Here is a 25,912-nt window from a genome sequence, read left to right on the forward strand (position 1 = left end):
GCAAAGTTTTGGTCCTATTGTAAAATCCTTTTGACAACTGATATCCTCATAATAATAAACCTATATTTACCCGTTAAATGTAAAAAGTACATAAGAGACTATATCCGTATGAATAAAAAATCGATCATTTACCTCCTTTTGGCTTGTGCTGTGTTTGGAGGTGGATACTTTCTGATAACTGCTAAAAAAGACAAAAAAGAAGCTGATAAGCCCAATGGGAAAAAAGATATGCCAGTCCCCGCACAGGCTATCATTGCCAAATCTTCCGTCGCCGATCGATCCATTAATCTCTCAGGAAGCATTGACGCAGAAGAGCAGGTTGAAATCAGAAGTGAAGTAAGTGGTCGAATCACCAAAATCTATTTCTCCGAAGGGCAGCGCATCAAACAGGGCGAACCCTTGATCAAGATTGATGATATTGAACTTCAGGCACAATTAAGACAAGCACAAACAACAAACCAGCTGAATGCCGAAAATGAACGTCGGGCCAAACTGCTGCTGCAAAAAGGAGCAATCAGTCAGGAGGAGTTTGATATAGCCAGTGCAGCTTTAAAAACCTCCTTAGCACAGATCCAGTTGATTCAGGCACAAATATCCAAAACAACCATCCGCGCCCCTTTTAGTGGCATGATTGGACTTCGGAATATTTCCGTAGGAGCCATTGTCTCATCCAGTACCCTGATTACAAACTTAGTGAAGGACAATCTTGTCAAAATTACCTTTGCAGTTCCCGAAAAATACAGCAATATTGTTAAAATAAACATGCCCATTGAGTTCAGCGTAGCCAACGACCCAACCATCATAAAAGCAAACATTTACGCCGTTGAACCGCAAGTATCACTTAACACCAGAACACTCACCGTCCGCGCCAGAGCAACGAACGATCAGGGTAAATTGAAAGTCGGATCCTTTGTCAATGTGATTGTGCCGATCGAAGTGGAAAACGATGCGATATCCATTCCAACAGAAGCCATTGTTCCCGTACAGGATGGAAAAAAGGTCTTTGTATTACAGCATGGCCTTGCCAAGGAAGTGAAGGTTGAAACAGGTGCGCGTACCGACAAAGACATCGTCATTCTATCTGGCATCAGTGCCGGTGACACCGTTTTAACCACGGGCGTTCTGTCGTTAAAAGATGGAGCAAAAGTTAAGGTATCATTAGCTAACTAGTTGTACATGAATTTATCTGCAGTTTTTATTAAACGTCCTGTTTTAACTATTGTCGTCAATATTACCATCATATTGTTTGGCTATATTGGTTTTAGTTTTCTAGGCGTACGCGAATACCCCTCTATTGACCCAGCGATTGTTTCCGTCAGAACAAACTATGCCGGTGCCAATCCAGATATCATTGAATCTCAGATTACCGAGCCGCTAGAAAAGGCCATAAACTCGATCGATGGTATCCGCAACATCTCTTCTTCGAGCAATCAAGGATCCAGTAATATCACCATTGAGTTTGACTTAAAAAAGAACCTTGAGGAAGCCGCAAATGATGTCCGGGATAAAGTATCCCAAGCCGTGCGAAGCCTACCACAGGATATTGATGCCCCACCAGTGGTATCCAAAGCCGATGCGGACTCCGATCCTATTATTACATTGACATTGCAAAGTGAGACGCGCGATAAACTTTCGCTGAGCGACTACGCCGAAAATGTGATTTCCGAAAGGTTGCAAACCATCCCCGGTGTCAGCAGCACACAGATCTATGGTCAAAAACGTTACGCCATGCGTCTATGGCTCAACCCCGACCGTATGGCTGCCTATGGTATCACAGCTTCGGATATTCGTACGGCATTGAATAGCCAGAATGTTGAATTACCTTCGGGGAAAATTGTCGGAAACACAACCGAGCTCACCGTAAAAACCGTCGGCAACCTGTCTACTCCTGAGCAATTCAATAACATCATTTTAAAGGCCGATAGCAGCCGTATCGTCAAGTTTATCGATATTGGCCGGGCAGAAATAGATGCTGAAAATCTCGAAACAAAAATGGTCAGTAACGGTAAACAGCTGGTCGGTATTGCCATTATTCCGCAGCCAGGAACAAATTACCTCGATATTGCCAACAATTTCTATAAAATGCTCGATCAGATCAAAGAAGATCTGCCGCAGGATATTATACTCAACATCGCTTCTGATAATACGACATTCATCAAAAAATCTGTTGAGGAGGTCGCCGAGACACTCCTGATTTCGATCATTCTGGTCACCCTAATTATCTATTTTTTCTTCCGCGACTGGGGTATCGCACTACGTCCTTTATTGGACATTCCCGTATCCTTGATCGCGACATTTTTTATTATGTATATTTTCGGATTTTCTATCAATGTACTGACACTGCTCGCTATTGTACTCGCGACGGGGCTTGTTGTCGACGATGGTATCGTTGTTACCGAAAATATCTTCAAGAAAGTTGAAGAAGGAATGTCCCCTATTGAGGCGGCCCTGAAAGGGTCGAAGGAAATATTCTTCGCTGTTATTTCCATTTCAATCACACTTGCAGCCGTATTCTTACCCGTTATATTTCTTCAGGGATTTGTGGGACGGCTTTTCCGGGAGTTTGGTGTCGTCATCGCCTCGGCCGTATTGGTTTCCGCATTTGTTTCCCTCACCCTCACGCCGATGCTCAATGCCTATCTAATCAAAGGTGGTGGACACAAGAAGACGAAATTTTACGATTGGACCGAACCAATGTTCGTCAAAATGAATAAAGGTTATGCCAATGCACTGGAGAAATTCATGAAATTCAAATGGATCAGCTTTCCAATCCTGATCCTATGTTTTGTCATTATTGGCATCCTTTTCTCCTCCATTAAAAAAGAAACGGCGCCTTATGATGACAGAAGTAATATCTCCGTCAATGTGACAGGCCCGGAAGGTGCTACCTATGAATACATGGACCGATACATGCAGGAATTGGACAAATTGGTCTACGATTCCATTCCTGAGAACAAAATCAGTTTAAACATTACCTCTCCGGGTTTCGGCGCAAGCTCAGTCAACTCCGGACGTATACGGATGACTCTCGTTGATCCAAGTGAGCGTAAAAAATCACAGGACGATATTGCCAAAGAGCTCACTAAATGGACAAAAAAATACGATGGTGTCCGCGTCAATGTTTCGCAAACGCCGACGATATCCATGAATCGTAGAGGTGGATTACCTGTTCAGTACATTATCCAGGCACAAAATTTTGAAAAACTTCAGGAAAAGATACCCGAATTTATGAATGAGGTCAACAGCGATCCCGCATTCTCCACAACGGACATCAACCTGAAGTTCAACAAACCCGAACTGCATGTCGAAATTGATCGTCTGAAAGCCCTCAGTCTGGGCGTTTCCGTACTTGACGTTTCGCAGTCCCTCCAATTATTACTAAGCGGCCAACGTTTCGCTTATTTTATGCGTGATGGCAAACAATATCAGGTCATAGGCCAGGTTGAAAACGACCGTAGAGCCACACCTACAGACCTTGCGTCAATTTACGTGCGAAATAACCTCGGACAGCTTATCCAGTTAGACAACGTTGTAAGCGTTAAGGAAGAGAGCAGTCCACCCCAACTCTACCACAATAACCGCTACATGTCGGCTACAGTTTCAGCCGGTTTGGCGCCGGGCATGAGTATGAGTGACGGCATTGCAGCAATGGATCGCATAAAAGAAAAGGTCCTCGATCAGAGTTTCACCACCGACCTCAGTGGCGAATCACGTGACTTCGTTGAAAGTAGTTCCAATACACTATTTGCCTTTGGCCTTGCTTTGTTGCTTATCTACCTGATCTTAGCGGCCCAATTTGAAAGCTTCCTCGACCCATTTATCATTATCCTTACGGTACCCATGGCCGTTGCCGGAGCACTGATAAGTCTATGGTTATTTGATCAAACCTGGAATATATTCAGCCAAATTGGAACGATTATGCTAATTGGTCTCGTGACCAAAAATGGTATCTTGATTGTTGAGTTTGCCAACCAGATGCGCGAAGAGGGAATGGAAAAATTTGAAGCAATTATGCACTCTGCCGAATCACGCCTCAGACCGATCTTAATGACAAGTCTAGCCATTGCCTTGGGCGCATTACCGATTGCCATGTCACTTGGAGCTGCTTCAACGAGTAGAATTGGTATGGGGGTTGTTATCGTTGGTGGTACAATATTCTCCCTTATCCTAACCTTGTTCATTATCCCGGCAATCTATTACATGTGGTCAAGACAAAAAAAGCATAGACCTGAATTTGATAACATTAAAAGCTACGAATAATAAAGACATGAAGAGAAATTTCATCCTACTAGTATTACTTTACTCCCTCATGTTTCAAGCTCGTGCACAAGAGATACTGACCTTGGAAGATGCGCTAAAAACAACGTTGAGCAATAACTTCAATATTCTTTTGGCTAAAAATGACAATAACATCGATATGGAGAATACCAGTCTGGGAAGCGCCGGTATGCTTCCAGCGGTAAGTGGAACGTTCAATAGAAGCAACTCCATCCAGAATTCAAGGCAGGTCAGAGCAGATGGTCAAATACAGCAGATTTCCAATGCCAAAAATGATAACATGTCTTATGGAGTTAACCTAAACTGGACGATATTCGATGGATTGGGCATGTTCGCCCGTCGCGACCGCTTCAAAGAAATACAACGTCAAGGGGAAGCGGAGATTAAATATCAAGTGATTACCCAGCTCAGCGAAGTCATGGCTACCTACTACAATCTGGTGCAGCAAAAGCGCCTGATAAATGCCCTAGATACAACCATCACCTTATCGAAATACCGTGTCACGCTTGCCGAAAATCGCCTGGAGATCGGGAAAGGCTCCAAGCTTGACCTCCTGAATGCAAAAGTCGATTTAAATACCGATCAGACAAACTTACTCAGACAACAGGAAAGCTTCAAAAATACCAAGACTTACCTCAATCAGCTGATGACGCGCGACTTGAGCCTAGATTTTCAAATTGAAGACGACATGAAACTTGATACGGATCTTAAACTTGGTAATCTGATCGAAATTGCCGATCGACAAAATCCGCAAATTCAGCTTGCCATCATCAACAATCGGGTGGCCGAGCTCAACTTAAAAGCAGTTAAGGCCGAACGTTATCCCAAAATTGGCTTAAATAGTGGGTACAACTGGAACGAATCCCACTCCTCCCTCGGATTCTCGACAGAGAACAAAAATAGAGGTCTTACCTACGGCGTATCGGCTTCCCTTAATATTTTCAATGGATTTCTGCAAAATAGAAACGAACGGATTGCCAAATTTCAGATTAAAGGCTCCGAGCTACAGATACAGCAACAAAAACAGGATATCCAGGCTCAGGTCAGAACCCTATTCCAAACCTACATCACCAATATGGAGCTGGCTAATGTAGAACGGAAAAATGAGGAGCTGGCAAAAGAAAATTTAAACATCACCATGGATAAATTCCGTATCGGTACCATCACAACCTTAGAAGTAAGAACAGCGCAGTTAAACTACATCAATGTAATGACACGTAGCTATACAGCGCAATATGATGCGAAGGTATCCGAGATACGCCTAAAAGAATTAACAGGCGAAACGTATTAGAAATTTCTTTTTGCAAGAGGTCCTCTTAGAAAGGAACACAATACTGATACGCTTCTTAACAGCATCTATCATTAAAAGCGAAAGGCTCCTTAACTAAATGAGGAGCCTTTCGTTTGTCTATTTAATAGTCAATCGCTATAATAGATCTCAGCGGTATTAAAACGCCACTTTTAATCTGAATATATCTATCGGTTAACGACCATACAGTGGTCTCGATACGCTTTGGTCCGGAATCAGTCTCAAAGGCGATTTCAGTTTTGGATTTAAACTCATTTCCCAACCGAAGTGCCCCTTTCAATTTATCCATAAAAGTCGCTGTCTTATCTTCACTCGCCGGGATAAATTTAAATTGAGGAATTTCCTCTTTAGCTATTAGTTCTCCAACCATAATACTAGCATTTAATGTGTAAATTATTGTTTTGCGCTATGCTACTTTTATAACGCTTTAAAGCCAATCTTATTTTATCTCTTTCTGCCATTGGCTTATTTAAATCTACCGATTCCCATGATAAAAATCAATAAAATCCTTGAAAACTATCATTTATTTTACAATAAAAAAACGATTGTACTTTAGACACACTGCATTACTTTGAGGGTCACTAGCAAGCCCAACAGGCATTTATAACGAGATATCTAAATATAGTGTCATTTCATTTTGAATTTATAGCCCAAATCATTCATATTGCCTATTTTTGATCAAAACAATATGTAAATGGAAAAATCTGTTTTTGAAAAAGAGTGGGAAATTTATTTCACACAATGCTATTCTAACGGCCGTATTCGTTTCTCCGATTTATCCAATATCCTGCAGCTTACCGCGGGAGAACATGCCAATGCTGTCGGATTCGGTTTTAAAGAAATGGCCAAACATAACCAAACCTGGGTTCTTAGCCGCATACGCATAGAGATTGCACGGTTGCCCAAATGGATGGATCATGTCAAGGTAAAAACTTGGGTTCAAGAATTAGAGGGCGCACGCTCAACGCGGAATTTTGAAATTACAGTCAATGGACAGATCTATGTTACTGCAACCAGTTATTGGGCTGTCATCAATACCGTGAAAAGGAACTCTGAAACACTCGCAATTTCCACCGAAGATTTTACCACCTATCCTGATCGCCCGGCAACACAACAGCCATTTTCAAAATTGGATATTTCCCAGACCGTCAAAAATATTGATGAATATAGCGTTAAGCTCTCTGACCTGGATATTGTCAATCACGCCAACAATGTAAAATACCTGGATTGGTGTATGGACAGATTGCCCATTGAGCTGGTATTGACCAATCAGATCAGATCCTTGGAGATGAATTACCTGCGTGAATTACGTTATAATGATACGGTAGAAATTAATGGTGATGCAACAGATCAAGGTTACTTTATGACGGTTACTAAACAGCAACGAATCCACTTTGCTTTGGCTATAGAAACAAAATAAAAAGGGAGGCTTTGGGCCTCCCTTCTATTTTACATATAGCATCATGTTATGCAAATGCCTTATCTCCTTTTTTGTAAGGAAGGTTGCCATCAAATCTTCCTGGGATCTTCACAAAACGCAAAGCTTTTGTACAACCCAGTTCTGAGTTAAAGAAACCAGTCAATGTCAACTGTTTGAACATCGTAAACCAGTGTGGTGGATCGTTCTCAACATAATTGTACAATTGATTTTGTTTTTCTTTATTTTTCTCCAGAATATCTTTTTGATCTTCAGCTTGCTTTTTATTAAACTCGTTTGCTTCTTTATCCAAAGCAGCGGCAACAGCTGTTCTGTCTTCAGCAGAAAGCTCCAGGAATGGTTTTCCTTTCACCTCTTTTGCTTTATCATCTAAGCTCCCAAAACCCGTTAAAAATGCTTTTTGTTGCTTCTCCGTATAACAATCGCGAACCATGACCGGAATAAAACTTCCTACCCCTGCTTCTTTCGCGCCCGGAGTTGCGGTAGCTGGTAAAATTGCTTCAGCCAAGTCACCTAATAAATCAGTTGTCTTCGCTTCAAACAAGGCTTGTACATCTTTTGTTGCTGAGCGTGTACAACCTTCCAAAAATAAATTAGCGCCGATAACGGTACCTCCTAAAATTAAGGCAACTCGTTGTAATGCTTCTCTTCTATTCATACTACTAAATATCTTAATTTTAGAAATTATATTTCATTTCCCAACCTTCTCTGTAATTACGTTTTACATATTGATTGACGTTGTCAAAATTGGTGACACGCATGTTATCGTTATCCCACAACAATTTTAAGTTACGTCCAGGGTATTTACCATCAATACGTAAATCAGCCCCTCTGATCGCCAGGTTAGCCATTAATAAAGCTTCTGTCAACGGACCTGCTATTTCAAAAGGTGAGCTCACTTCTTTCTTGCCGTATCCAGCTTGACAAGCTTCAACCCATTGTGCATAGTGTCCGCCTTCCTGTCCTTGAACACGGGCATATTTCTGTGCCACTTGCTCTTTTCTCGAAGTAGGTAACAAGCGTGCATTTTGGCCGTAGGTATCAGCAAGGATTTTACCTTTTGTACCGACAAGTAAGATACCATTACCACCGTCACCAAAAATTTCGTTTGGACCTAATTCATCTGGACGGGCAGGCTGAATACCACCATCCATCCAATGTAAGGTAACAGGACCATTTGTACGTGGCGTTTTAGGGAAAGTTAATGTCGCATGGCTCGATGGAGGGCAGCTTTCAGGGAAATATCCGCGTTTGAACTCATCCACATACACCGATCCAACAGTTGCCTGTACATCTTGTACATAAGTCAATCCTAAAGTACTGAAAGGAACTTCCAACAAGTGGCAGCCCATATCGCCCAATGCGCCAGTACCATAATCCCACCAGCCACGCCAGTTGAAAGGCACCAATTTGTCAACATACTCTTTATGCGGCGCTGTACCTAACCAAAGGTCCCAATCCAATTCTTTTGGAATTTCAGCTTTACCTGTAGGCCATGCAATACCTGAAGGCCATACCGGACGATCTGTCCAACAATATACCGTATGTACATCACCGATCAGACCTGCTTCGTACCATTCACGTACAAAACGCGGTCCATCATTTGATGCACCTTGATTTCCCATTTGGGTAACAACCTTATATTTCTTAGCTGCATGCGTCAATGCTCTCGCTTCCCATACATCGTGAGTCAACGGTTTTTGAACGTACACGTGTTTACCCAATTGCATAGCTGCAAGCGCTTGAATCGCATGTTGATGATCTGGAGTTGATACAGAAACGGCTTCTATACGTTTGTGCTCCTTATCCAACATCTCACGGTAGTCTTTGTAATATTTTGCTTTCGGGTAACGTTTCAACGCACCAGCTGCACGACGGTCGTCCACATCACACAAGAAAGCTAGATCTGCTTTTCCTGAATCATGGAATGCGTTGATGTCACTAAAACCTTTACCCCCTACACCAATACCTGCTACTTGTAATTTGTCACTTGGAGCTGTAAAGCCATTTCCGCCCAATACATGGCGAGGGACGATCATAAAAGCCGCAGCAGCTGTTGCCGCGCTCTTTATAAAACCTCTTCTACTCGTCTTATTTGAGTTATTTTCCATTGTTATCAATCTTTAGCTATTAGATGTTACCTTTTTTCAATTCGCTCACTGCGAAATCAACCGCACGAGCAGTAAGCGCCATATACGTTAATGAAGGGTTGACACAACCTGCAGAAGTCATACATGCACCGTCCGTTACGAAAACATTCAATGCATCCCAAACTTGGTTGTTACCATTTAATACCGAAGTTTTTGGATCACGTCCCATACGGGCAGTTCCCATTTCGTGGATACCTTGACCCAGACCATATACGTTATCGTATGTATAGGTATCCTTTACGCCAATGCTTTCCAACATTTCCTTCATTTCATTTTGCATGTCACCACGCATCTTCAATTCATTATCCTTGATCTCAGCGTCAAAAGACAATACAGGTAAGCCCCATTTATCTTTTTTGCTCTTGTCAAGTGTAATTTTATTTTCGTGATATGGCAAGGTTTCCCCAAATGCGGTGAAGCCAACCGTCCAGTCGCCTGGCTCACAGATTGCATCTTTCCAAGCGCCACCTACTTCCATCTCGGCAACAGCACCAGACCAACGTCCACGACCCGCAGCACCTTGGTAGCCAAATCCGCGTACATAGTCGCGTTTTTTGGTATCACCTTCGACGTTCACGAATCGTGGTACATATAAACCTGTTGGTCTACGCCCATATACATAGCTATCCAAATAGCCATCTATTTTACCACCAGCACCACAACGGAAATGGTGATCCATCAAATTGTGGCCCAATTCACCGCTGCTACTACCAAGTCCGCCTTCCCAAACATCTGTAGCCGAGTTCATCAATACCCAAGTCGAGTTCAATGCAGATGCACAAACAAAAATCACTTTAGCAAAAAATTCATAAGTTTGGTTTGTTTCAGCATCAACAATCTCAACGCCTTTTGCCTTTTTCGTGTTTTTATCGTAGATAATTTTTGTTACGATGGAAAAAGGACGTAATGTCAAGTTATTTGTCTTTTTTGCCGCAGGAAGAGTCGCCGATTGTGTACTGAAATAAGCACCAAAGTTACAGCCCAACCAACATTGATTTTGATATTGACAATTTACACGGTCATGATGCGGAACGGTAATGTTTGCTGTTCTACCCATGATGAAATGACGTTGACCACCATATTGTTTTTTCAAACGCTCAGCCAGGTCTTTTTCAACAATGTTCATCGCCATTGCAGGCATGTAATCTCCATCGGGCAAAGATGGCACACCATCTCTATTTCCAGAGATACCCGCAAATTTTTCAGCATAACTATACCAAGGGGCAATATCCTTATAACGAATCGGCCAATCCACACCGTGGCCATCTTTCAAGTTAGCTTCAAAATCCAAATCACCCAAACGATAAGATTGTCTTCCCCACATTAAAGAACGTCCACCAACATGATACCCACGGTACCAGTCAAAACGTTTTACTTCGGTATATGGACTCTCTTTTTCATTTACCCAAAAATCCAGGTTCTTCTCATTCAAAGGATAATCTCTACGCAAAACCGGATAATCTTCGATCATTTGTTGCGTACGACCGCCAGCATGAGGCCATTCCCATGGATTTTTATTTGGCGCAGTATAATCCTTGATGTGTTCAATGTTACGACCACGCTCCAGCATAATTGTTTTCAGCCCTTTCTCTGTCAATTCTTTCGCAGCCCATCCACCACTTATCCCCGAACCGATTACAATTGCGTCATAAGTATTTGTTGCCATCTCTCTTCTAATTATTTGTTTTTAAATAGTTATTTTTTCTGTTTAATGTGCAGCATTTGTACTGTCGATCTTTTCGTCCTTAAATAAAGCTAAAAAGATAAAAAATACAACAGCTGCGATAATTGCAGGTACAACCCAAGTATGATTCCAGAATGCCGCCATATCAGTTGCTTTCAATTCTTTGTACTTGTCTCCGACATAACTTGCTACCCAGAAGCCGATCAATTGTCCAACACCATAGGTTGCCAAAGTGATCAAGCCCTGTGCTGCTGATTTGTATTTAACACCAGCTTTGCTATCTGTATAAATCTGTCCCGAAACAAAGAAAAAGTCATAACAGATACCGTGCAATGCAATACCGATCAACAACATGAACGATAATTCACCCGCATTGCCATAAGCAAATAACAGGTAACGGATTACCCAAGCCAACATCCCCACAAGGATTGTTTTCTTAAAGCCAAATTTTGTAAAAAATACAGGTAAGGCTAATAAAAACAATACTTCCGATGCCTGACCGATTGTCATTTTACCCGTTGGATTTTCCAGACCTATTTCTGAAAGGAACAAATTTGCATTTGAATAGTAAAATGCCAAAGGAATACAGATCAATACCGACGAAATGAAAAAAATCAAAAAGTTTTTGTCTTTCAATAATTTGATCGCATCCAGACCAATGATTGATGCAAAGGATGGTTTTTCATTTTCATCCAGTTTAACCGGCGGTGTTTTAGGCAATGCAAAAGAAAACACCCCGAGTACCAATGAGGCAACACCTGACATTAAGAAGGTATTTTTCAAGGCTCCCTCTGATGCAGCAGCATCCCATCTAAAGATATAACTGATTGCAAGACCTGCAACAATCCAACCGATTGTTCCCCAGATACGTATACCTGAAAATTGTTTTTCCGGATTGGTTAATTGGCGAAAGGAAACCGAACTAGCCAAAGCTAATGTTGGCATGTAAAGTATCATATAGGCCAATACATACGGATAAAATGTCGACATATCTGCAGCACCATACATCTGATACATCAATACCGCACCGACCAAGTGTAAAACACCCAAAATACGCTCCGCATTGAAATAGCGATCTGCAATCATTCCGACAATAAAGGGAGCAATAATAGCACCCAATGACTGTGTTGAAAATACATTGGCCATTTCAAAATCCGTTGCATGTAGATTTTTGCTCAAGAAAGTACCTAATGTGACAAACCATCCCCCCCAAATAAAAAATTCGAGGAACATCATGAAGGATAGTTTAAATTTTATTGTTGATGAAATCATAAAAAAAATGGTGTTTTACAATACTACTAATTGGTTTTACCTGCTCAATTTAAGAAATTAAATCTAATTGTCAATAGTACACTATTAAAATATTACAAAAAGCTATCGACCTCCCGATAAGCCGCCACCAAGCGATCCTCACCCTCTTTACCAGGTTTGGAAATACCATGTTCCATCCCCATGATACCCTTATATCCTTTACTATGAATGTGTTTGAATACGTTTTTATAATTGATCTCTCCTGTAGTCGGTTCTTTACGGCCTGGATTATCGCCGATTTGAATATAAGCAATTTCATCCCAGCAACGATTCATATTTGCAATTAAATCTCCTTCGGTACGCTGCATATGATAAATATCATATAAAATTTTACAGGATGGACTGTTCACGGCCTTACATAAAGCATACGTCTCATGTGTTTGCTGCAAAAATAAATCTGGTGTATCACTTAAGGTTTCCAACACCATCACCAAACCATGTGGTTCAAAGATCTCAGCACCCTTACGCATCGCAGTAAGTATGTTGCTGAACTGATTACCCCAAGGCAGTTTTCTTTCATAAAAGCCAGGGACCACAGTCAGCCATTTTGCATTGCAGCGCTTGGCAGCTTCGACAGACTTCTTGCATGTTTCGACAAACTTGTCTAAATACTCTTGTTTACCCGTCGCTAAAGAAGGCATCCAGTTTTGTCCGCCATCCACAACAAATACACCCATTGTCATGCCTAACTTAGCCAATAAATCACCGATCTTCTTCTGCTCATCCAATGTTCTGCCCAAATAGCCATTATCTTCTATTCCACGAAATCCCAAATCATACATATACCGAATTTCATCCAGGAAATTGTCACCTGCATGATTTTTGAACATCCCCTGATGGGGGGCATAATTTAAGTTAAATGTCTTTCCTTTATCCATCGTATTTGCTGTATTTTGAGTGGTTGACGCAAAAGTCTGCCCAGCTAGTCCTGCCCCGGCGGCCAAAAGACTACCTTTAATAAAATCCGATCTCTTCATTTTATTTATAATTGATTAATTTTTAAATAATTTACCAAATCCATCCGAATAAATCGCTTCAATGGACTGATTTTTATTTTTAAAAATGACAAAAACCTCCACACCCTTCAATTTTTTGGCCTTTGTCTTAATTTGTTCGGGTTCCATGCCCATAAAATAATTATCCAGTGCATCTGCTTCCATAGCAGTCTTCGCATAGACGCTGACACTCAATATATCGGTCATGTATGGAAAACCCGAAACAGGGTCGATATGATGACCCAATTTTTTCCCTTTGTACTTAATAAACTTTTCAAAACTGCCGGCCGTTGTGAGCGCCCCTTCTTTGAGCTGCGCAACAGCGGTCATCAATTCCTCCCCGCCCGCATCATCGGGCTGAACAATACCAATGGAAAAGCCCTGTCCACCTGGCGGAGTCCCCAAAGCCCTGATTTCACCACCGACCTCTACCATATAATTGGCAATTCCCTTTCGCCCAAGAAAGTCGGCCAAAACATCCACCGTATAGCCCTGGGCAATACCATTGACATCTATTTTAATCCCTTTCTTCTTTTTGAACAGCCGATTGCCGCTAACCTTCAGATAGTGCATTCCCATCAGTTCCCTCGCTTTTAGCACTGTCGCCGAATCTGGGGCGACCGGACTCTTATTAGCACCAAAGCCCCATAGGTTGACTAGCGGGGCAATAGTAATATCGAATTGACCTTTCGATAATTTATGATATTTAAAGGAAGCTTTTATCACCTTGGCCATATGACTATCCATCACGATAGACATTACCGTATCTGTATTGAACTTGGATATTCTCGAGTCCTTCCGATAAATTGACATCGACAAATCGATCGCCGTTAAAATACTGTCAACTTCCGACCGTCTAACAAGACTGTCGGAAGCGAAGTAAGTGATATGGAATTGAGTGCCCTGCGCGGGTCCCTCCAGCCGAATTTTATGGAGTTTCGTTGATGGTATTTGCGCCTGTACATCAATGCAACAAATCGTGACAAAAAATAGAAGACACAAATTCCACCTTAATCCCATCGGCCCCAAAACTTAAATATATAGGTTTGTGTTTTGACCAGGCATCGCTACAGGGTAAAAACCTTCTGCATCCGGAAGTAACTTTGGTTTAGCATCCCAGGCAAGTACATCTGGCCCCAGTTTGATAGTAGATTTCAAGGCTTCATCCCATTTGATCACCTTACCTGTATAACAAGCGATACGCCCGATAATACCTGTCAACGTACTATAAGCACCATATTCTGCATTATCAAATTTATATTCGCCTTTCGAAATTGCTGTAAAAAGTTCCTTATGTTCTTGTTGATAAGGATTTGGATTGCCCTTGGCATCATGGCGATAGATTTCTTTTCCTTTCCAGTCGTACAATACAGCCTGTCCACCTGCAGAAAGATAAGCACGTCCTTTTGTTGCCTGGAATTGCTCGTCTACACGGTTATGTATACCCTCAAAGTGTCTACACTGACTATAAACAACACTGTTATCAGCATAGGTTAATTCTAATGCAAAATTATCATAGATTTCACCATACTCTTTGCCTGTACGGTGTGCTCTGCTCCCTGTACCTTGGATCGATACGGGATAAGCGCCTTTTACCCAATTGGCGATATCAATATTGTGCACGTGCTGCTCAACGATATGATCGCCACACAACCAGTTAAAATAATACCAGTTACGCATTTGGTACTCCATTTCAGTTTGCTCTGGCTTGCGCGGACGCACCCATACGCCACCTGAGTTCCAGTAGACTTGTCCAGAGGTAACATCACCGATAGCACCTTCGTGAATACGTTTGATAGCCTCACGGTAATTCGTTTGATAACGGCGTTGCAAACCAACCACAACATTCAATTTTTTACGTTTAGCTTCTGCAGCCACACGTAAGACCTGTTGTACACCAGGTATATCAACCGCTACCGGTTTCTCCATGAAAACATGTTTACCTTGACGGATCGCTTCCTCAAAATGCATTGGTCTAAATCCTGGAGGAGTTGCCAAAATAACAACATCGGCCAATTGAATTGCATCTTTATACGCATCGAACCCTACAAATTTATGGTTGTCACTTACATCGATCTTATCTTGCCATTTTTCTTTCAGCGTTTTATAAGTACTTTCTAAATTATCTTTAAAAGCATCTGCAAGTGCCACCACTTTAATGTTCATTCCCGAACTTAACGCATCAAATGTAGCTCCAGTTCCGCGGCCCCCACAGCCCACTAAGGCAACTTTGATAACATCTGAACCAGCAGCATATGCACCTGATAAAGGCATTGAGCTCAACACAGCGCCCCCAGCAACTACAGCAGAAGTTTTAATAAAATCTCTTCTTTCTAGATTTTCCATAACAGTTTTATATTGATTATTTTATATTAAAAGTCTTTGATTGGCTGTTTGTCGTAATAAGCCATAATTTCTTCGTGACTGGGTGGATTAAGGGGTCTTACCAGTCTCATACCCACAAATGGGGCTTCCGGAAACCACCAGTTACTTTTTGGAATTTGTGGATCCAACTGTTTCCACACGGGATCTGAAGCACCACGCGCTGCAGAGCGCATGTCCTCGGCCCCACTGTCAAAAGCACCACCTCGTACAACATGTGGATACAGGGTTGTCGGAACAACTACGGGGTTGGTCAATACCTTTCCTTTGCCTTCATTGTAACTATCGGCCTTATATTGGTCATAAGTCCACTCAGCAACATTGCCATAAATATCATAAAGGCCCCAAGGGTTCGGTTTCTTCTGTCCTACAATATGTGTTTTCTGTTCACCGTTATCTTTAAACCAGGCATAATCTGCTAATGGCGTTGCTTGATCACCGAAAAAATAAGTTGTCTTTGAACCAGCTCGGGCTGCATATTCCCACTCAGCCTCTGTTGGTAAACGATAAAACACACCCGTACGGACATACAACCACTTACAGAATTGGATGGCATTGTAATGGGTCATCGCCAAGGCCGGGTGTCCTTCTTTTCCAAAACCAAAAGTCATATCCAAATAGGGTTTGGTAGGTCGCGTAACGGCATCAATCTCTTTGGATACTTTACCGTCCTTACTCTTTGCGATCTCATAATCTTTATACAGAAACGGTTCAAAGAGATCCCAGGTTACTTCATACTGCCCCATCCAAAATGGGTCCAACTTCACCTCATGTGCAGGTTTTTCATCTTCTTTCCCGCCGCTTGTAGTTCCCATTTTAAAACTACCACCAGGGATTGCTAGCATTTTGAACGTCAGATTGGTTCCTTCAATGGGTTGCTCATACGGTTCGAACGTCTTCTGAGCCATAGCGTGCACGCCAGCAAATAACAAAACAGGAATAAAGATTCTTTTTAACATATTTAGGTTTGTAATTAGAGACTAAAATATAAAATAAGGTGTATACTTTACACTTTGACACTATAACTTTTTTATTACAGTTTAATTCTTAACATAATAGTCCATTCGTAATAACGATTTAGCAAGATACTGATTAGGATCCTCGGGGAACTTAATTAGCCTGAAAATCAAGATCAATAAAAAAGGTTTTCCATTTTCATGGAAAACCTCGATATCTTATCACAGCATGCCTGTGTCTAAAGCAGAATCTTACGACTTACCGCCTTATCGATGGTAATATACCCCGGGTAGAACACCGACTGCCCTGCAATATTGATAGAAGGTTTAACTTTTAACGTAAATATTCCCTTTTTATTCTCATCGCTTGACATTAAAAAATCCTGCAGATCCGAATTCTTCAACAAATCATAGATATTGGTGGATATACGCACATTGGCCACTGTAGATTCTCCGGGCTCTATTTGTAATGATTGATTCACAATCCCTTCCACAAGCTGCTGTCCGCCGTAAAGAATGATATACTGGAACTTATTAATAGACGCTTTTTTGAGCGTCGGGTTATCAATTTTAAGTCGGATAACTGCATCCAATGGAATATCTTTCCGCAAATAGGCCAATGCCAAGCTCGGCGCGGCACCTAGGTCAATTTGATTATTCCTGATCAGTCGTTGCAATGATGTTCCAGCCAATCGAATACTATCTACCGATTCCACATCGAATTTACATTTCGCCAAATTTTCGATCTGTGCCTTTTGTCGATTCACACCACAGCCGGAAATAAACAACCCCAGCAGAACCAAACATCCAAATAAAATTTTCTTGCTCATAGCCACTATTTTCCTCCAAATTTATATAAAACTCCCAGTGTAAACAATGGGTACCCTGCTTTTAAATAGGTATTACTTTTAAAACCGAATACCATACCGTTCGTATATTGCAACTTCCATCCTTTCCCTAACCCCATTCTTGTATAAAATACAGGTTCAATAAGCATATTATCTTCTTTCTCTGCCGGAAGACCATCAATAGCAAAATTTTTCATACGCATATTGCTCAGCCGGATAATGGTACCGTAATCAATATCATGCCGGTTGCCGAACAATTTCAGAGCATCCTTTTTCTCCGATGAAAAGTTCACCTGCACAAACACCTTGTCAAAATCCATGTCCTTCGTTTCCACAACGGCCTGTCCCATCGTCGACGAACGCTTATCAACCACGCTGGTATTACCCAGCCCATAGCCCCCGTAAACCTCAAATACACGATTATTTTTCCGACCAAAGCGTGTAAAATAGCCTATCCCCGCTTCACCCATCTTTTGTGCATAGTCTTTGATATTGGATCTATTATCGACATATGAACCATTGGCAATGACAGCCACATGATCAGTTACAGCTACCCCCAGGTTGGCCGATACATTGGCCTTTGAATTGATATTGCCGGAAACATAGACCTCGCCAGCTTCTGCAAACATCGGCGCTGAAGGCACATTGGGCATGTAAATCGAACTACAGGAATAAAATGAACAGGCAAATAACCCGGCACACAAACCATATCCAAACTTGTTGTATTTCATATGTAAGTATTTATTCAATCGTGCTTGCATCCAGTGATATTTACGAATGCTTTGCCTATTGTCTTAAAAACACCTATCCTTTATAAAAATTGTACCAAAACGGTTACATTTAACAGAAAATAACAATTTAAACAGCCCAAAAAGCTTAAAAAGCTCAGTACCAAGCACGATAAATTCAATATACCAGGTAGCAATTCCGCAGAGCAGCCTGCTATCCTGCTCCAGCATCACCCGATAGCAGACACATCGGAACAGTAGCTAAAAGTATAAACAACAAAAAAAGGCATCAATTTCTTGATGCCTTTCCAATATTGTTGCAAAACCTTACGCTTGTTCTGTAGGAACTACAGATACATAAGATTTATTGTTAGCTTTTTTACGGAAAACTACTTTACCGTCTACTAAAGCGAACAATGTGTGGTCTTTACCAATACCAACGTTTGTGTCAGGATTGTGTTGTGTACCGCGTTGGCGTACGATGATGTTACCAGCGATTGCTTGTTGACCACCGAAGATTTTGATACCTAAACGCTTGCTATGTGACTCACGGCCGTTCTTAGAACTACCCGCACCTTTTTTGTGTGCCATTTCTTTATCTTAATTTAAGACTATTTGTCTGATTAAAAATTCAATTATAACGTAATACCAGTGATCTGGATTTTAGAAAATTGTTGACGGTGACCGTTTTTCTTTTTGTAGCCTTTACGACGTTTTTTCTTGAAAACGATAACTTTATCGCCTTTTAAATGAGACAAAATTTTAGCCGAAACTTTTGCACCAGCAACGCTAGGTGTACCAATGGTAAATTTACCACCGTCTTCTGCTAACAATACATTGTCAAATTCAATACTAGCGCCTTCATCTCCTTGTAAACGGTGTACAAAAAGGAACTGGTCTTTTGCAACCTTAAATTGCTGTCCTGCTATATTTACTATTGCGTACATTGTTAATTAATTAAATGTGTTATTAAATGAAGGGCAAAAGTAATCAGTTTTTATCATAATTCAAAGACAAATTTACTTTTTCGTTTCCAATTAAACGTTATCAGTTGAACAGCATTGTCTTAATCCGTATCGGGACAATGCTGTTCACCCCTGTTTTCGCTTACCAAACCAAAATTCTCTTCTCAGGTGCTACATACATTTTTGCCGTAGGCTGTACATTAAATGCTTTATAGAAGGCCTCCATATTGTATACGGGACCATTTACCCGAAATTGTTCGGGGCTATGTGGATCAACTTTTAAACGTAACCGCATGCGCTCATCGCTGCTCTTTACGCGCCACACTTGCGCAAAACTCAGGAAGAAACGTTGATCTGGTGCAAAACCATCAATTTTATCCTGTCCCTGCCCTTGCTTGGTTAATTTGAAAGCATCATAAGCAATATTCAAACCGCCGATATCTGCCAGATTTTCACCTAAAGTAAGCTCACCGTTTACATGTTGATTGTCCAACAGTGTAAAGCCACCATATAACTTCGCTACCTGATTGGCGCGTTCCGTAAACTGTTTCGCATCCACTGCCGTCCACCAATCGTTCAAGTTACCGTCTTTATCATATTGACGCCCCTGATCGTCAAAACCATGTGTCATCTCGTGTCCGATAACGGCACCGATAGCGCCATAATTGATCGCATCGTCCGCATTGGCATCAAAGAATGGGAACTGTAAGATGCCGGCCGGGAATACTATTTCATTATATGGTGGATTGTAATAGGCATTCACCGTAGGTGTCGTCATCAGCCATTCGGCCTTGTCAACCGGTTTACCAATTTTACCTGCCATTTCTTTATAGGCATGCTTTGCAGCAGACTGTAAATTGGCATAGTAGGTATCTTTGGCAACCTCCACATCACTGTAATCTTTCCACTTCTCCGGATAGCCGATTTTTTTGGTGAACGCTTCCAATTTTTCAATTGCTTTCTTTTTGGTTTCAGGCGTCATCCAGTCCAATTTCTCGATACGGTTCTTATAGACTTTTTGCAAATTGTCGACCAATTCGAGCATTCGTTTTTTTGCTTCGGGTTTAAAATACTCATCCACATACAACTTTCCGACAATCTCGCCAAGGTTCTCGTCGGCCGAGCTCACCATCAGCTTCCAACGCTCTTTCTCCCGTTTCTGTCCATTGAGGGTTTTTCCGAATAATTCAAACTTTGCATCTCTGAAACCTTTGCTCAGTGCCGTCGCAGAAGCATTCGCTAAATCTGCTTTTAGTTTTGTTTTCCAACTAGCTAAGGACTGTGATTTCAACAAATTATTGAGAGCAAGATAAAATTTGGGCTGCTGTACCAAAATGGTATCGGTCTTTACATCCAAACGTTGCAAAATATCTTTCCAATTAAGGTTTGGTGTTTGCTTTTGAAATTCCTGTACCGCAAATTTATGGTAGTTTTTGATGGGATCGCGCAATTCCACCGGTGTAGCATGTGATTTGGCTATTTCTGTTTCCAAACGCAGCACTTCCTCCGCCGACTTTTGTGCATTTGCCCCTTCGCCGATCAGTCCAAATAATTTTACCAGATACGCAACATAGGCCTCCCGTATTTTCTTCGCTTTGTCATCCTGATCCAAGTAATAACTTGCTTCAGGCAGGTTGAGTCCACCCTGGAAAAATTGCAATGCATTTTTAGTGCTGATACGGTCATCTGCAGCCACATAAAATGTAAAAAGATCACCATCACCCTCTTTAAATCCATCCGCAGCATAAGCAATCAATTCATCGATACTTTTCAACCCATTGATTTTTTGAATGGCCCCTTCGATCGGTTTCGCGCCCAATTTATCAATCGTCACCGTATCCATACCACTCGCATAGAAATCGCCGGCCTTTTGTTGATCGGAACCTTTTTTGTTGTCAGACTTCGCCGCACTCTCCAAAATAGATTTCAGGTTTGCCAGGTTTTCATCAGCAAGAATATAAAATGAACCCCAGCCAGTTTCAGAAGCCGGGATCTGGGTATTTTTCATCCAGCTTCCATTCGCATATTGGAAGAAATTATCTCCTGGATTCACTGTAGTGTCCATGCCCGAGACATCAAAAAAATTTGTGCGGACCTCCTGAGCAGTATCGCTTTTCTTATTTGACTGACATGACATCATCATTAAGACCATGGATAGCGTCCCCCATTTGACTTTTTGTATCATATTTTAAGAGATTAAAAGAGTATTTAAATTTACTTCAAAAGTTTCACTTCATACAGATCCTTCCGTCTATCCTTCTTGACTTTAACGGTACCGTACTCATGCAGGTCTCTCAGGGCATAAAGATCAACGTCGGCAATAAGCACCATTTCGGCATTCGGTGTCGCCTCAGCTTTAATGGCATTATTGGGAAAAGCAAAGTCCGAAGGGGTAAAAACAGCGGACTGCGAATATTGTATATCCATATTATTCACACGCGGCAAATTGCCCACGGAGCCTGCGATAGCCACATAACATTCATTTTCTATCGCCCTGGCCTGTGCACAGGTACGCACCCGGATGTATCCGTTTTGGGTATCCGTCATAAAGGGCACAAATAGGATCTGCATCCCCTGATCGGCCAAAATACGGCTCAGTTCAGGAAACTCTACGTCGTAACAGATCAACAGTCCCACTTTCCCACAATCGGTGTCAAACACCTTCACCTCACTTCCGCCCACCATACCATAATATTTAAATTCATTTGGGGTGATGTGAATTTTTTTAAACTCATCCAGCTTACCGTTGCGATGGCAGAGGTAGGAAACATTATAGAGCTTTTTGTTTTCCATCAAGGGCATGGATCCCGCAATGATATTGACGTTGTAGGATACAGCAAACTGTTGAATACGATCGATAATTTCGGATGTATGTTGGGCAAGCCTTTCCATTGCTAGGCGCTCCGGAAGATCGTTATAGGGGCTCATGAGTGGCGTATTAAAGAATTCTGGAAACATGATAAAATCTGTTCCATAATCACTCACCGTATCCACAAAAAACTCGATCTGATCATAAAATGCCTCTAGATTATCAAACAAACGCATCTGCCATTGCACCAGCCCCAAGCGGATCGTCTGCTTGGTCGTCGAAATGGAGCGCGTCTCTGACTCATAATAAATATTATTCCATTCCAACAGAGTAGCGAATTCCATGGATTCAGCATCCTCGGGCAGATAGTGCTTAAGTATTTTTTTGACATGAAAATCATTTGAAAGCTGAAAGGTCAGCGTCGGATCATAGATCTCTTTACGTTTGACTTTCTCGATGTAAACCCGCGGACTCATTTTATCCGCATAGTTATGGTAATTGGGAATACGCCCCCCGGCAACAATACATTTGAGGTTCATCTGTTCACACAGCTCCTTACGTGCATCATAGAGACGGCGTCCAAGACGTAGGGCCCGATGTGCCGGATGAACAAACACTTCTATTCCGTACAGTGTATCTCCATCATCACTATGTTTGGTAAACTTACCGTCATCGATAATATCATAATAACTATCGTAAATATTATTCTTCTTTGAATTCAGGATAATCGACAAGGCACAAGCCACCACATGTCCATCAATCTCCACACATAACTGCCCTTCGGGAAATAATTCTATCAAATCCTGAATATTTTCCTTTGACCAGGTTTCGCCAACACCATCGTAAGCCTGTTCCATCGATTTTTTCAAATCAACATAATCCTTCTTTGTCAAGTTACGCACTTGAATATCCATATAAATCTCCTTTTTGAAATTAGTTATTTAAATTTAGTAAAAGTAAAGGCCAAGTCCAAAACTAGCAATAGGCAACAAGCGAACACCAGATGGCATACAATTTCGTATTTTAGACAGTGCTTACTCAGTGATTGTTCAGTGCTCGTTCAGTGCTTGCTCAGTGTACACTGAATATGCACTGACTTATTACTGTCTAAACATTGATTAAAAAATGTTAATAATTACTACCTAGTATGCAGATGTTTCAATTTTAATATAGATCTTGATGATCCAATATCTTAACAGGCAGTTAGGATCATCGTCTTTTTCATACATGAACCGAATCGGAGTATCGGAAAGACTTACTAAAAATAAAGCCAAAAAAAAGCGCCAATGTTCAATTGGCGCTTCTGATATCTCAATGATAGCTGCTCTCAACTATGCTTGACCTTGTGGCGTTCCAAAAGGGAATGCAACTGTAGGATCGCCACCTTGTTGAGGTTGTTCAGCAACACCTAAGTCCATTTTAATTGGGCCATTTAATGCTTCGAAACGGTTCACGTTATCAACCAATGCACCTAACAAGCGTTTTGCATGCTCTGGAGTCAAAACGATTCTTGATTTCACTTTTGCTTTTGGCACTCCTGGCATCACACGGATAAAGTCAACCACAAATTCAGTATTAGAGTGAGTGATAATCGCAAGATTTGAGTAGGTTCCTTCTGCTACTTCTTCTGTCAACTCAATGCTCAATTCGTTTTGATTTTGGTTATTTTCCATAATAATTCTAATGATAAGTTAATATATTCTTAAATTCTACTTTGTAAATGTTCTAAAGTCTTGTCCGTTCTCGATATTCAATAATGTCTCGTAGATCAATCTGATCACGTTGTCAACATCTTCTTTATGTACCATCTCCACTGTTGTGTGCATATAACGGAGCGGTAAGGAAATCAATGCCGACGGTACACCACCATTGCTATAGGCAAATGCATCCGTATCAGTTCCTGTAAAACGAGAGGAAGCCTGACGCTGGAAAGGAATATTATTCTTTTCAGCAACCTTCACCAACAGTTTATTCAGATTGATCTGAACCGCTGGAGCATAAGACAATACAGGGCCTTTTCCTGAAAACAGATCTCCCTGCGTGATCTTATTGATCATCGGAGTTTGTGTATCATGTGTCACATCGGTTACGATAGCGACATTCGGTTTGATACGATCTGCAATCATTTCGGCGCCACGTAAACCAATCTCTTCCTGCACCGAATTTACGATATATAATCCAAATGGCAATTTCTTTTTATTCTCTTTTAGCAAACGAGCAACCTCAGCGATCATAAAACCACCGGCACGATTGTCCATAGCCCGCCCAACATAATAACGGTCGTTGAGGATAGAGAATGTATCTTCGTAGGTAATAACACAACCCACATGTATACCCAGGGCTTCAACCTCTTCTTTGGTACTACAGCCGCAGTCCAAAAAGATATTTTTCAGCGAAGGATTTTCTTCTTTCTCTCCCGAACGTGTATGAATTGCCGGCCAGCCGAATACAGCTTTGACAATGCCCTTTTCCGTATGGATATTCACGCGCTTAGACGGTGCAATCTGGTGATCCGAACCACCGTTACGAATCACATAGATCAGTCCATCTTTGGTAATGTAATTGACAAACCAAGAAATCTCATCCGCATGAGCCTCTATAACGACCTTGTACTCCGCTTTTGGATTGATTACCCCTACAGCTGTACCGTAGTTGTCAACGAATGTATCATCGACATAAGGCTTCAAATAATCCAACCACAGTCGCTGTCCTTCCCACTCAAATCCTGTAGGAGAAGCATTATTGATATATTTTTCAAAAAATGAAAGCGAATCTTTAGTCACAACCGCGTTGTGCTTCGGCTCTTTTTTCTTGTTTTTTTCTGCCATCTTTTCCTTTTCTATTTACTTTCGTCAAAATATGAAAATTTCAATGAAATGCAAAAGTAAAAATGTTTTTTGAAATATTGTTTGCGCAATTTATTTTAGATCATAGCCCTTTATTTTAGTAAAAAGGATCAGCAAAAGACAATATTTCATTCACGATGAATAAATTAAGTTCGCAGCCCAATGATATTATATTTAAAAACAAATTGTAGGAATAAAAAATGAGATTAAAGCTTATCTTTACTCCAAAGTAATTTAAACAGCTATAAAATTTATGAATTCAATATTAAGTGCAATACATTGGAATATTGACCCTGAAATGTTCAACTTTGGCGCCTTTGCCCTTCGCTATTATGCCTTATGCTGGTTATTAGCGTTTTTTGTTTCATACGTGATCATGTTGCGTATATTCAAAAAGGAAGGCCGCACACAAGAACAGCTGGATCAGCTTTCAATTTATATTTTCCTGGGCACTTTGATCGGAGCTCGATTAGGACACTGCCTATTTTACGATTTTGACTATTACAAAGATCATATACTTGAAATCTTCCTTCCATTTAAATGGGATAAAACAGGATTTCATATCACCGGCTTTGCAGGTTTGGCTTCTCACGGTGGCGCCATCGGAATTATCCTCGCATTATATTTATTCTGCAGAAAAACAAAAACCGACTTTCTATGGCTAGCGGACCGATTGGTTGTCGTAGTCCCTATTGCCGGTGCACTTATCCGTATCGGAAATTTCTTCAATTCTGAAATAATTGGTACGCCTACAGATCTACCTTGGGCTATCGTATTTGAACGTGTCGACAATGTACCGCGCCATCCGGGACAGCTTTATGAAGCAATCGCCTATATTTTGATCTTTATTATCATCGGTTCCCTATTCAAATCGAACCCCAATCGCCAAAAAGGTCAATTATTTGGCATATTCCTAGTCTTATTATTTGGTGCACGTATGGTGTTGGAACATTTTAAAATTGATCAGGAAGCCTTCGAGCAAAGTATGGCTTTAAACATGGGCCAATTACTGAGTATACCTTTTATCCTGGTGGGTTTCTACTTTATCTTCCGGAAAACCAAAGCTTAAAACAGGGCGCAATATATCCTTGTTTGCAAATACAAGATTTAACAGGCATCTTTTCTAGAAAAGATGCCTGTTTTTTTTTCCCAATACCTACAAAGATTACTATATTAGGCTTCAATAAATAATATATCCTTTTACAACAAGAAA

Annotated in this window: 22 protein-coding genes; 5 read left to right on the forward strand and 17 right to left on the reverse strand. The window is 41.2% G+C overall.

Annotated features, from left to right (window positions below):
- Positions 1 to 108: 108 nt before the first annotated feature.
- Genes CBM24_RS14740 through CBM24_RS14750 form a run of 3 tightly spaced genes read left to right on the forward strand, consistent with a single transcriptional unit; the run spans position 109 to position 5,569 of the window.
- Positions 109 to 1,170, forward strand: a complete 1,062-nt coding sequence (locus tag CBM24_RS14740; RefSeq protein WP_075992881.1) for an efflux RND transporter periplasmic adaptor subunit — start codon at positions 109 to 111, stop codon at positions 1,168 to 1,170.
- A 6-nt stretch (positions 1,171 to 1,176) separates the two neighbouring features.
- Positions 1,177 to 4,260 (forward strand): efflux RND transporter permease subunit, encoded by a 3,084-nt coding sequence (locus tag CBM24_RS14745; RefSeq protein ID WP_075992882.1) that lies wholly within the window; start codon positions 1,177 to 1,179, stop codon positions 4,258 to 4,260.
- Positions 4,261 to 4,267: 7 nt separating this feature from the next.
- Entirely contained in the window at positions 4,268 to 5,569 is a 1,302-nt protein-coding gene (locus CBM24_RS14750; protein WP_088161772.1) for a TolC family protein, read from the forward strand.
- Between the two features lie 121 nt (positions 5,570 to 5,690).
- Here the strand turns inward: CBM24_RS14750 and CBM24_RS14755 are convergent, their stop codons facing one another.
- Complete coding sequence (locus CBM24_RS14755) at positions 5,691 to 5,957, reverse strand: hypothetical protein (protein ID WP_172840699.1); 267 nt, start codon at positions 5,955 to 5,957, stop codon at positions 5,691 to 5,693.
- A 324-nt stretch (positions 5,958 to 6,281) separates the two neighbouring features.
- Here CBM24_RS14755 and CBM24_RS14760 point away from each other — a divergent pair, with 324 nt between their 5' ends.
- Positions 6,282 to 7,007 carry an acyl-[acyl-carrier-protein] thioesterase gene (locus CBM24_RS14760; RefSeq protein ID WP_075992885.1) on the forward strand — a complete coding sequence of 242 codons (726 nt, stop codon included), beginning with the start codon at positions 6,282 to 6,284 and terminating at the stop codon, positions 7,005 to 7,007.
- Between the two features lie 46 nt (positions 7,008 to 7,053).
- Here CBM24_RS14760 and CBM24_RS14765 read toward each other — a convergent pair whose 3' ends face one another.
- The 16 genes from CBM24_RS14765 to CBM24_RS14845 form a co-directional block, all read right to left on the reverse strand.
- Positions 7,054 to 7,683, reverse strand: a complete 630-nt coding sequence (locus CBM24_RS14765) for a gluconate 2-dehydrogenase subunit 3 family protein (RefSeq protein WP_075992886.1) — start codon at positions 7,681 to 7,683, stop codon at positions 7,054 to 7,056.
- Between the two features lie 19 nt (positions 7,684 to 7,702).
- A complete protein-coding gene (locus CBM24_RS14770; RefSeq protein WP_075992887.1) occupies positions 7,703 to 9,136 on the reverse strand; it encodes a Gfo/Idh/MocA family protein in 1,434 nt (477 codons plus the stop codon).
- Between the two features lie 19 nt (positions 9,137 to 9,155).
- Complete coding sequence (locus tag CBM24_RS14775) at positions 9,156 to 10,841, reverse strand: GMC oxidoreductase (RefSeq protein ID WP_075992888.1); 1,686 nt, start codon at positions 10,839 to 10,841, stop codon at positions 9,156 to 9,158.
- Positions 10,842 to 10,883: 42 nt separating this feature from the next.
- Complete coding sequence (locus CBM24_RS14780) at positions 10,884 to 12,128, reverse strand: nucleoside permease (protein WP_075994834.1); 1,245 nt, start codon at positions 12,126 to 12,128, stop codon at positions 10,884 to 10,886.
- Between the two features lie 95 nt (positions 12,129 to 12,223).
- The gene (locus CBM24_RS14785; protein WP_075992889.1) at positions 12,224 to 13,147 is read right to left on the reverse strand and encodes a hydroxypyruvate isomerase family protein; all 924 of its coding nucleotides are present in this window, start codon (positions 13,145 to 13,147) and stop codon (positions 12,224 to 12,226) included.
- A 15-nt stretch (positions 13,148 to 13,162) separates the two neighbouring features.
- Positions 13,163 to 14,185: an FAD:protein FMN transferase gene (locus CBM24_RS14790; RefSeq protein ID WP_075992890.1), complete on the reverse strand. Its 1,023-nt coding sequence runs from the start codon at positions 14,183 to 14,185 to the stop codon at positions 13,163 to 13,165.
- Between the two features lie 12 nt (positions 14,186 to 14,197).
- A complete protein-coding gene (locus CBM24_RS14795; protein ID WP_046672915.1) occupies positions 14,198 to 15,511 on the reverse strand; it encodes a Gfo/Idh/MocA family oxidoreductase in 1,314 nt (437 codons plus the stop codon).
- Between the two features lie 26 nt (positions 15,512 to 15,537).
- Positions 15,538 to 16,506, reverse strand: a complete 969-nt coding sequence (locus tag CBM24_RS14800; RefSeq protein ID WP_075992891.1) for a formylglycine-generating enzyme family protein — start codon at positions 16,504 to 16,506, stop codon at positions 15,538 to 15,540.
- A 236-nt stretch (positions 16,507 to 16,742) separates the two neighbouring features.
- A complete protein-coding gene (locus CBM24_RS14805) occupies positions 16,743 to 17,333 on the reverse strand; it encodes a hypothetical protein (RefSeq protein WP_088161773.1) in 591 nt (196 codons plus the stop codon).
- Between the two features lie 5 nt (positions 17,334 to 17,338).
- On the reverse strand, positions 17,339 to 18,082 hold the full coding sequence (locus CBM24_RS14810; protein WP_075994835.1) for a hypothetical protein: 744 nt from the start codon (positions 18,080 to 18,082) through the stop codon (positions 17,339 to 17,341).
- Positions 18,083 to 18,406: 324 nt separating this feature from the next.
- The gene (gene rpmA, locus CBM24_RS14815; protein ID WP_046672918.1) at positions 18,407 to 18,670 is read right to left on the reverse strand and encodes a 50S ribosomal protein L27; all 264 of its coding nucleotides are present in this window, start codon (positions 18,668 to 18,670) and stop codon (positions 18,407 to 18,409) included.
- 44 nt (positions 18,671 to 18,714) lie between these two features.
- Positions 18,715 to 19,026 carry a 50S ribosomal protein L21 gene (gene rplU / locus CBM24_RS14820; RefSeq protein ID WP_028068281.1) on the reverse strand — a complete coding sequence of 104 codons (312 nt, stop codon included), beginning with the start codon at positions 19,024 to 19,026 and terminating at the stop codon, positions 18,715 to 18,717.
- A gap of 160 nt (positions 19,027 to 19,186) precedes the next feature.
- A complete protein-coding gene (locus CBM24_RS14825) occupies positions 19,187 to 21,229 on the reverse strand; it encodes a M13 family metallopeptidase (protein WP_088161774.1) in 2,043 nt (680 codons plus the stop codon).
- A gap of 29 nt (positions 21,230 to 21,258) precedes the next feature.
- On the reverse strand, positions 21,259 to 22,767 hold the full coding sequence (locus tag CBM24_RS14830; RefSeq protein WP_075992894.1) for a carbon-nitrogen hydrolase family protein: 1,509 nt from the start codon (positions 22,765 to 22,767) through the stop codon (positions 21,259 to 21,261).
- A 417-nt stretch (positions 22,768 to 23,184) separates the two neighbouring features.
- Positions 23,185 to 23,526, reverse strand: coding sequence for a DUF3467 domain-containing protein (locus CBM24_RS14840; protein WP_046672455.1), 342 nt, complete (start codon positions 23,524 to 23,526; stop codon positions 23,185 to 23,187).
- A 36-nt stretch (positions 23,527 to 23,562) separates the two neighbouring features.
- Positions 23,563 to 24,681 carry a M42 family metallopeptidase gene (locus CBM24_RS14845; protein ID WP_088161775.1) on the reverse strand — a complete coding sequence of 373 codons (1,119 nt, stop codon included), beginning with the start codon at positions 24,679 to 24,681 and terminating at the stop codon, positions 23,563 to 23,565.
- Positions 24,682 to 24,952: 271 nt separating this feature from the next.
- Here CBM24_RS14845 and lgt point away from each other — a divergent pair, with 271 nt between their 5' ends.
- Positions 24,953 to 25,768 carry a prolipoprotein diacylglyceryl transferase gene (lgt, locus tag CBM24_RS14850; protein ID WP_075992897.1) on the forward strand — a complete coding sequence of 272 codons (816 nt, stop codon included), beginning with the start codon at positions 24,953 to 24,955 and terminating at the stop codon, positions 25,766 to 25,768.
- Positions 25,769 to 25,912 lie beyond the last annotated feature (144 nt).

This window comes from Sphingobacterium sp. G1-14 (assembly GCF_002196555.1).
Lineage (GTDB): Bacteria > Bacteroidota > Bacteroidia > Sphingobacteriales > Sphingobacteriaceae > Sphingobacterium > Sphingobacterium siyangense.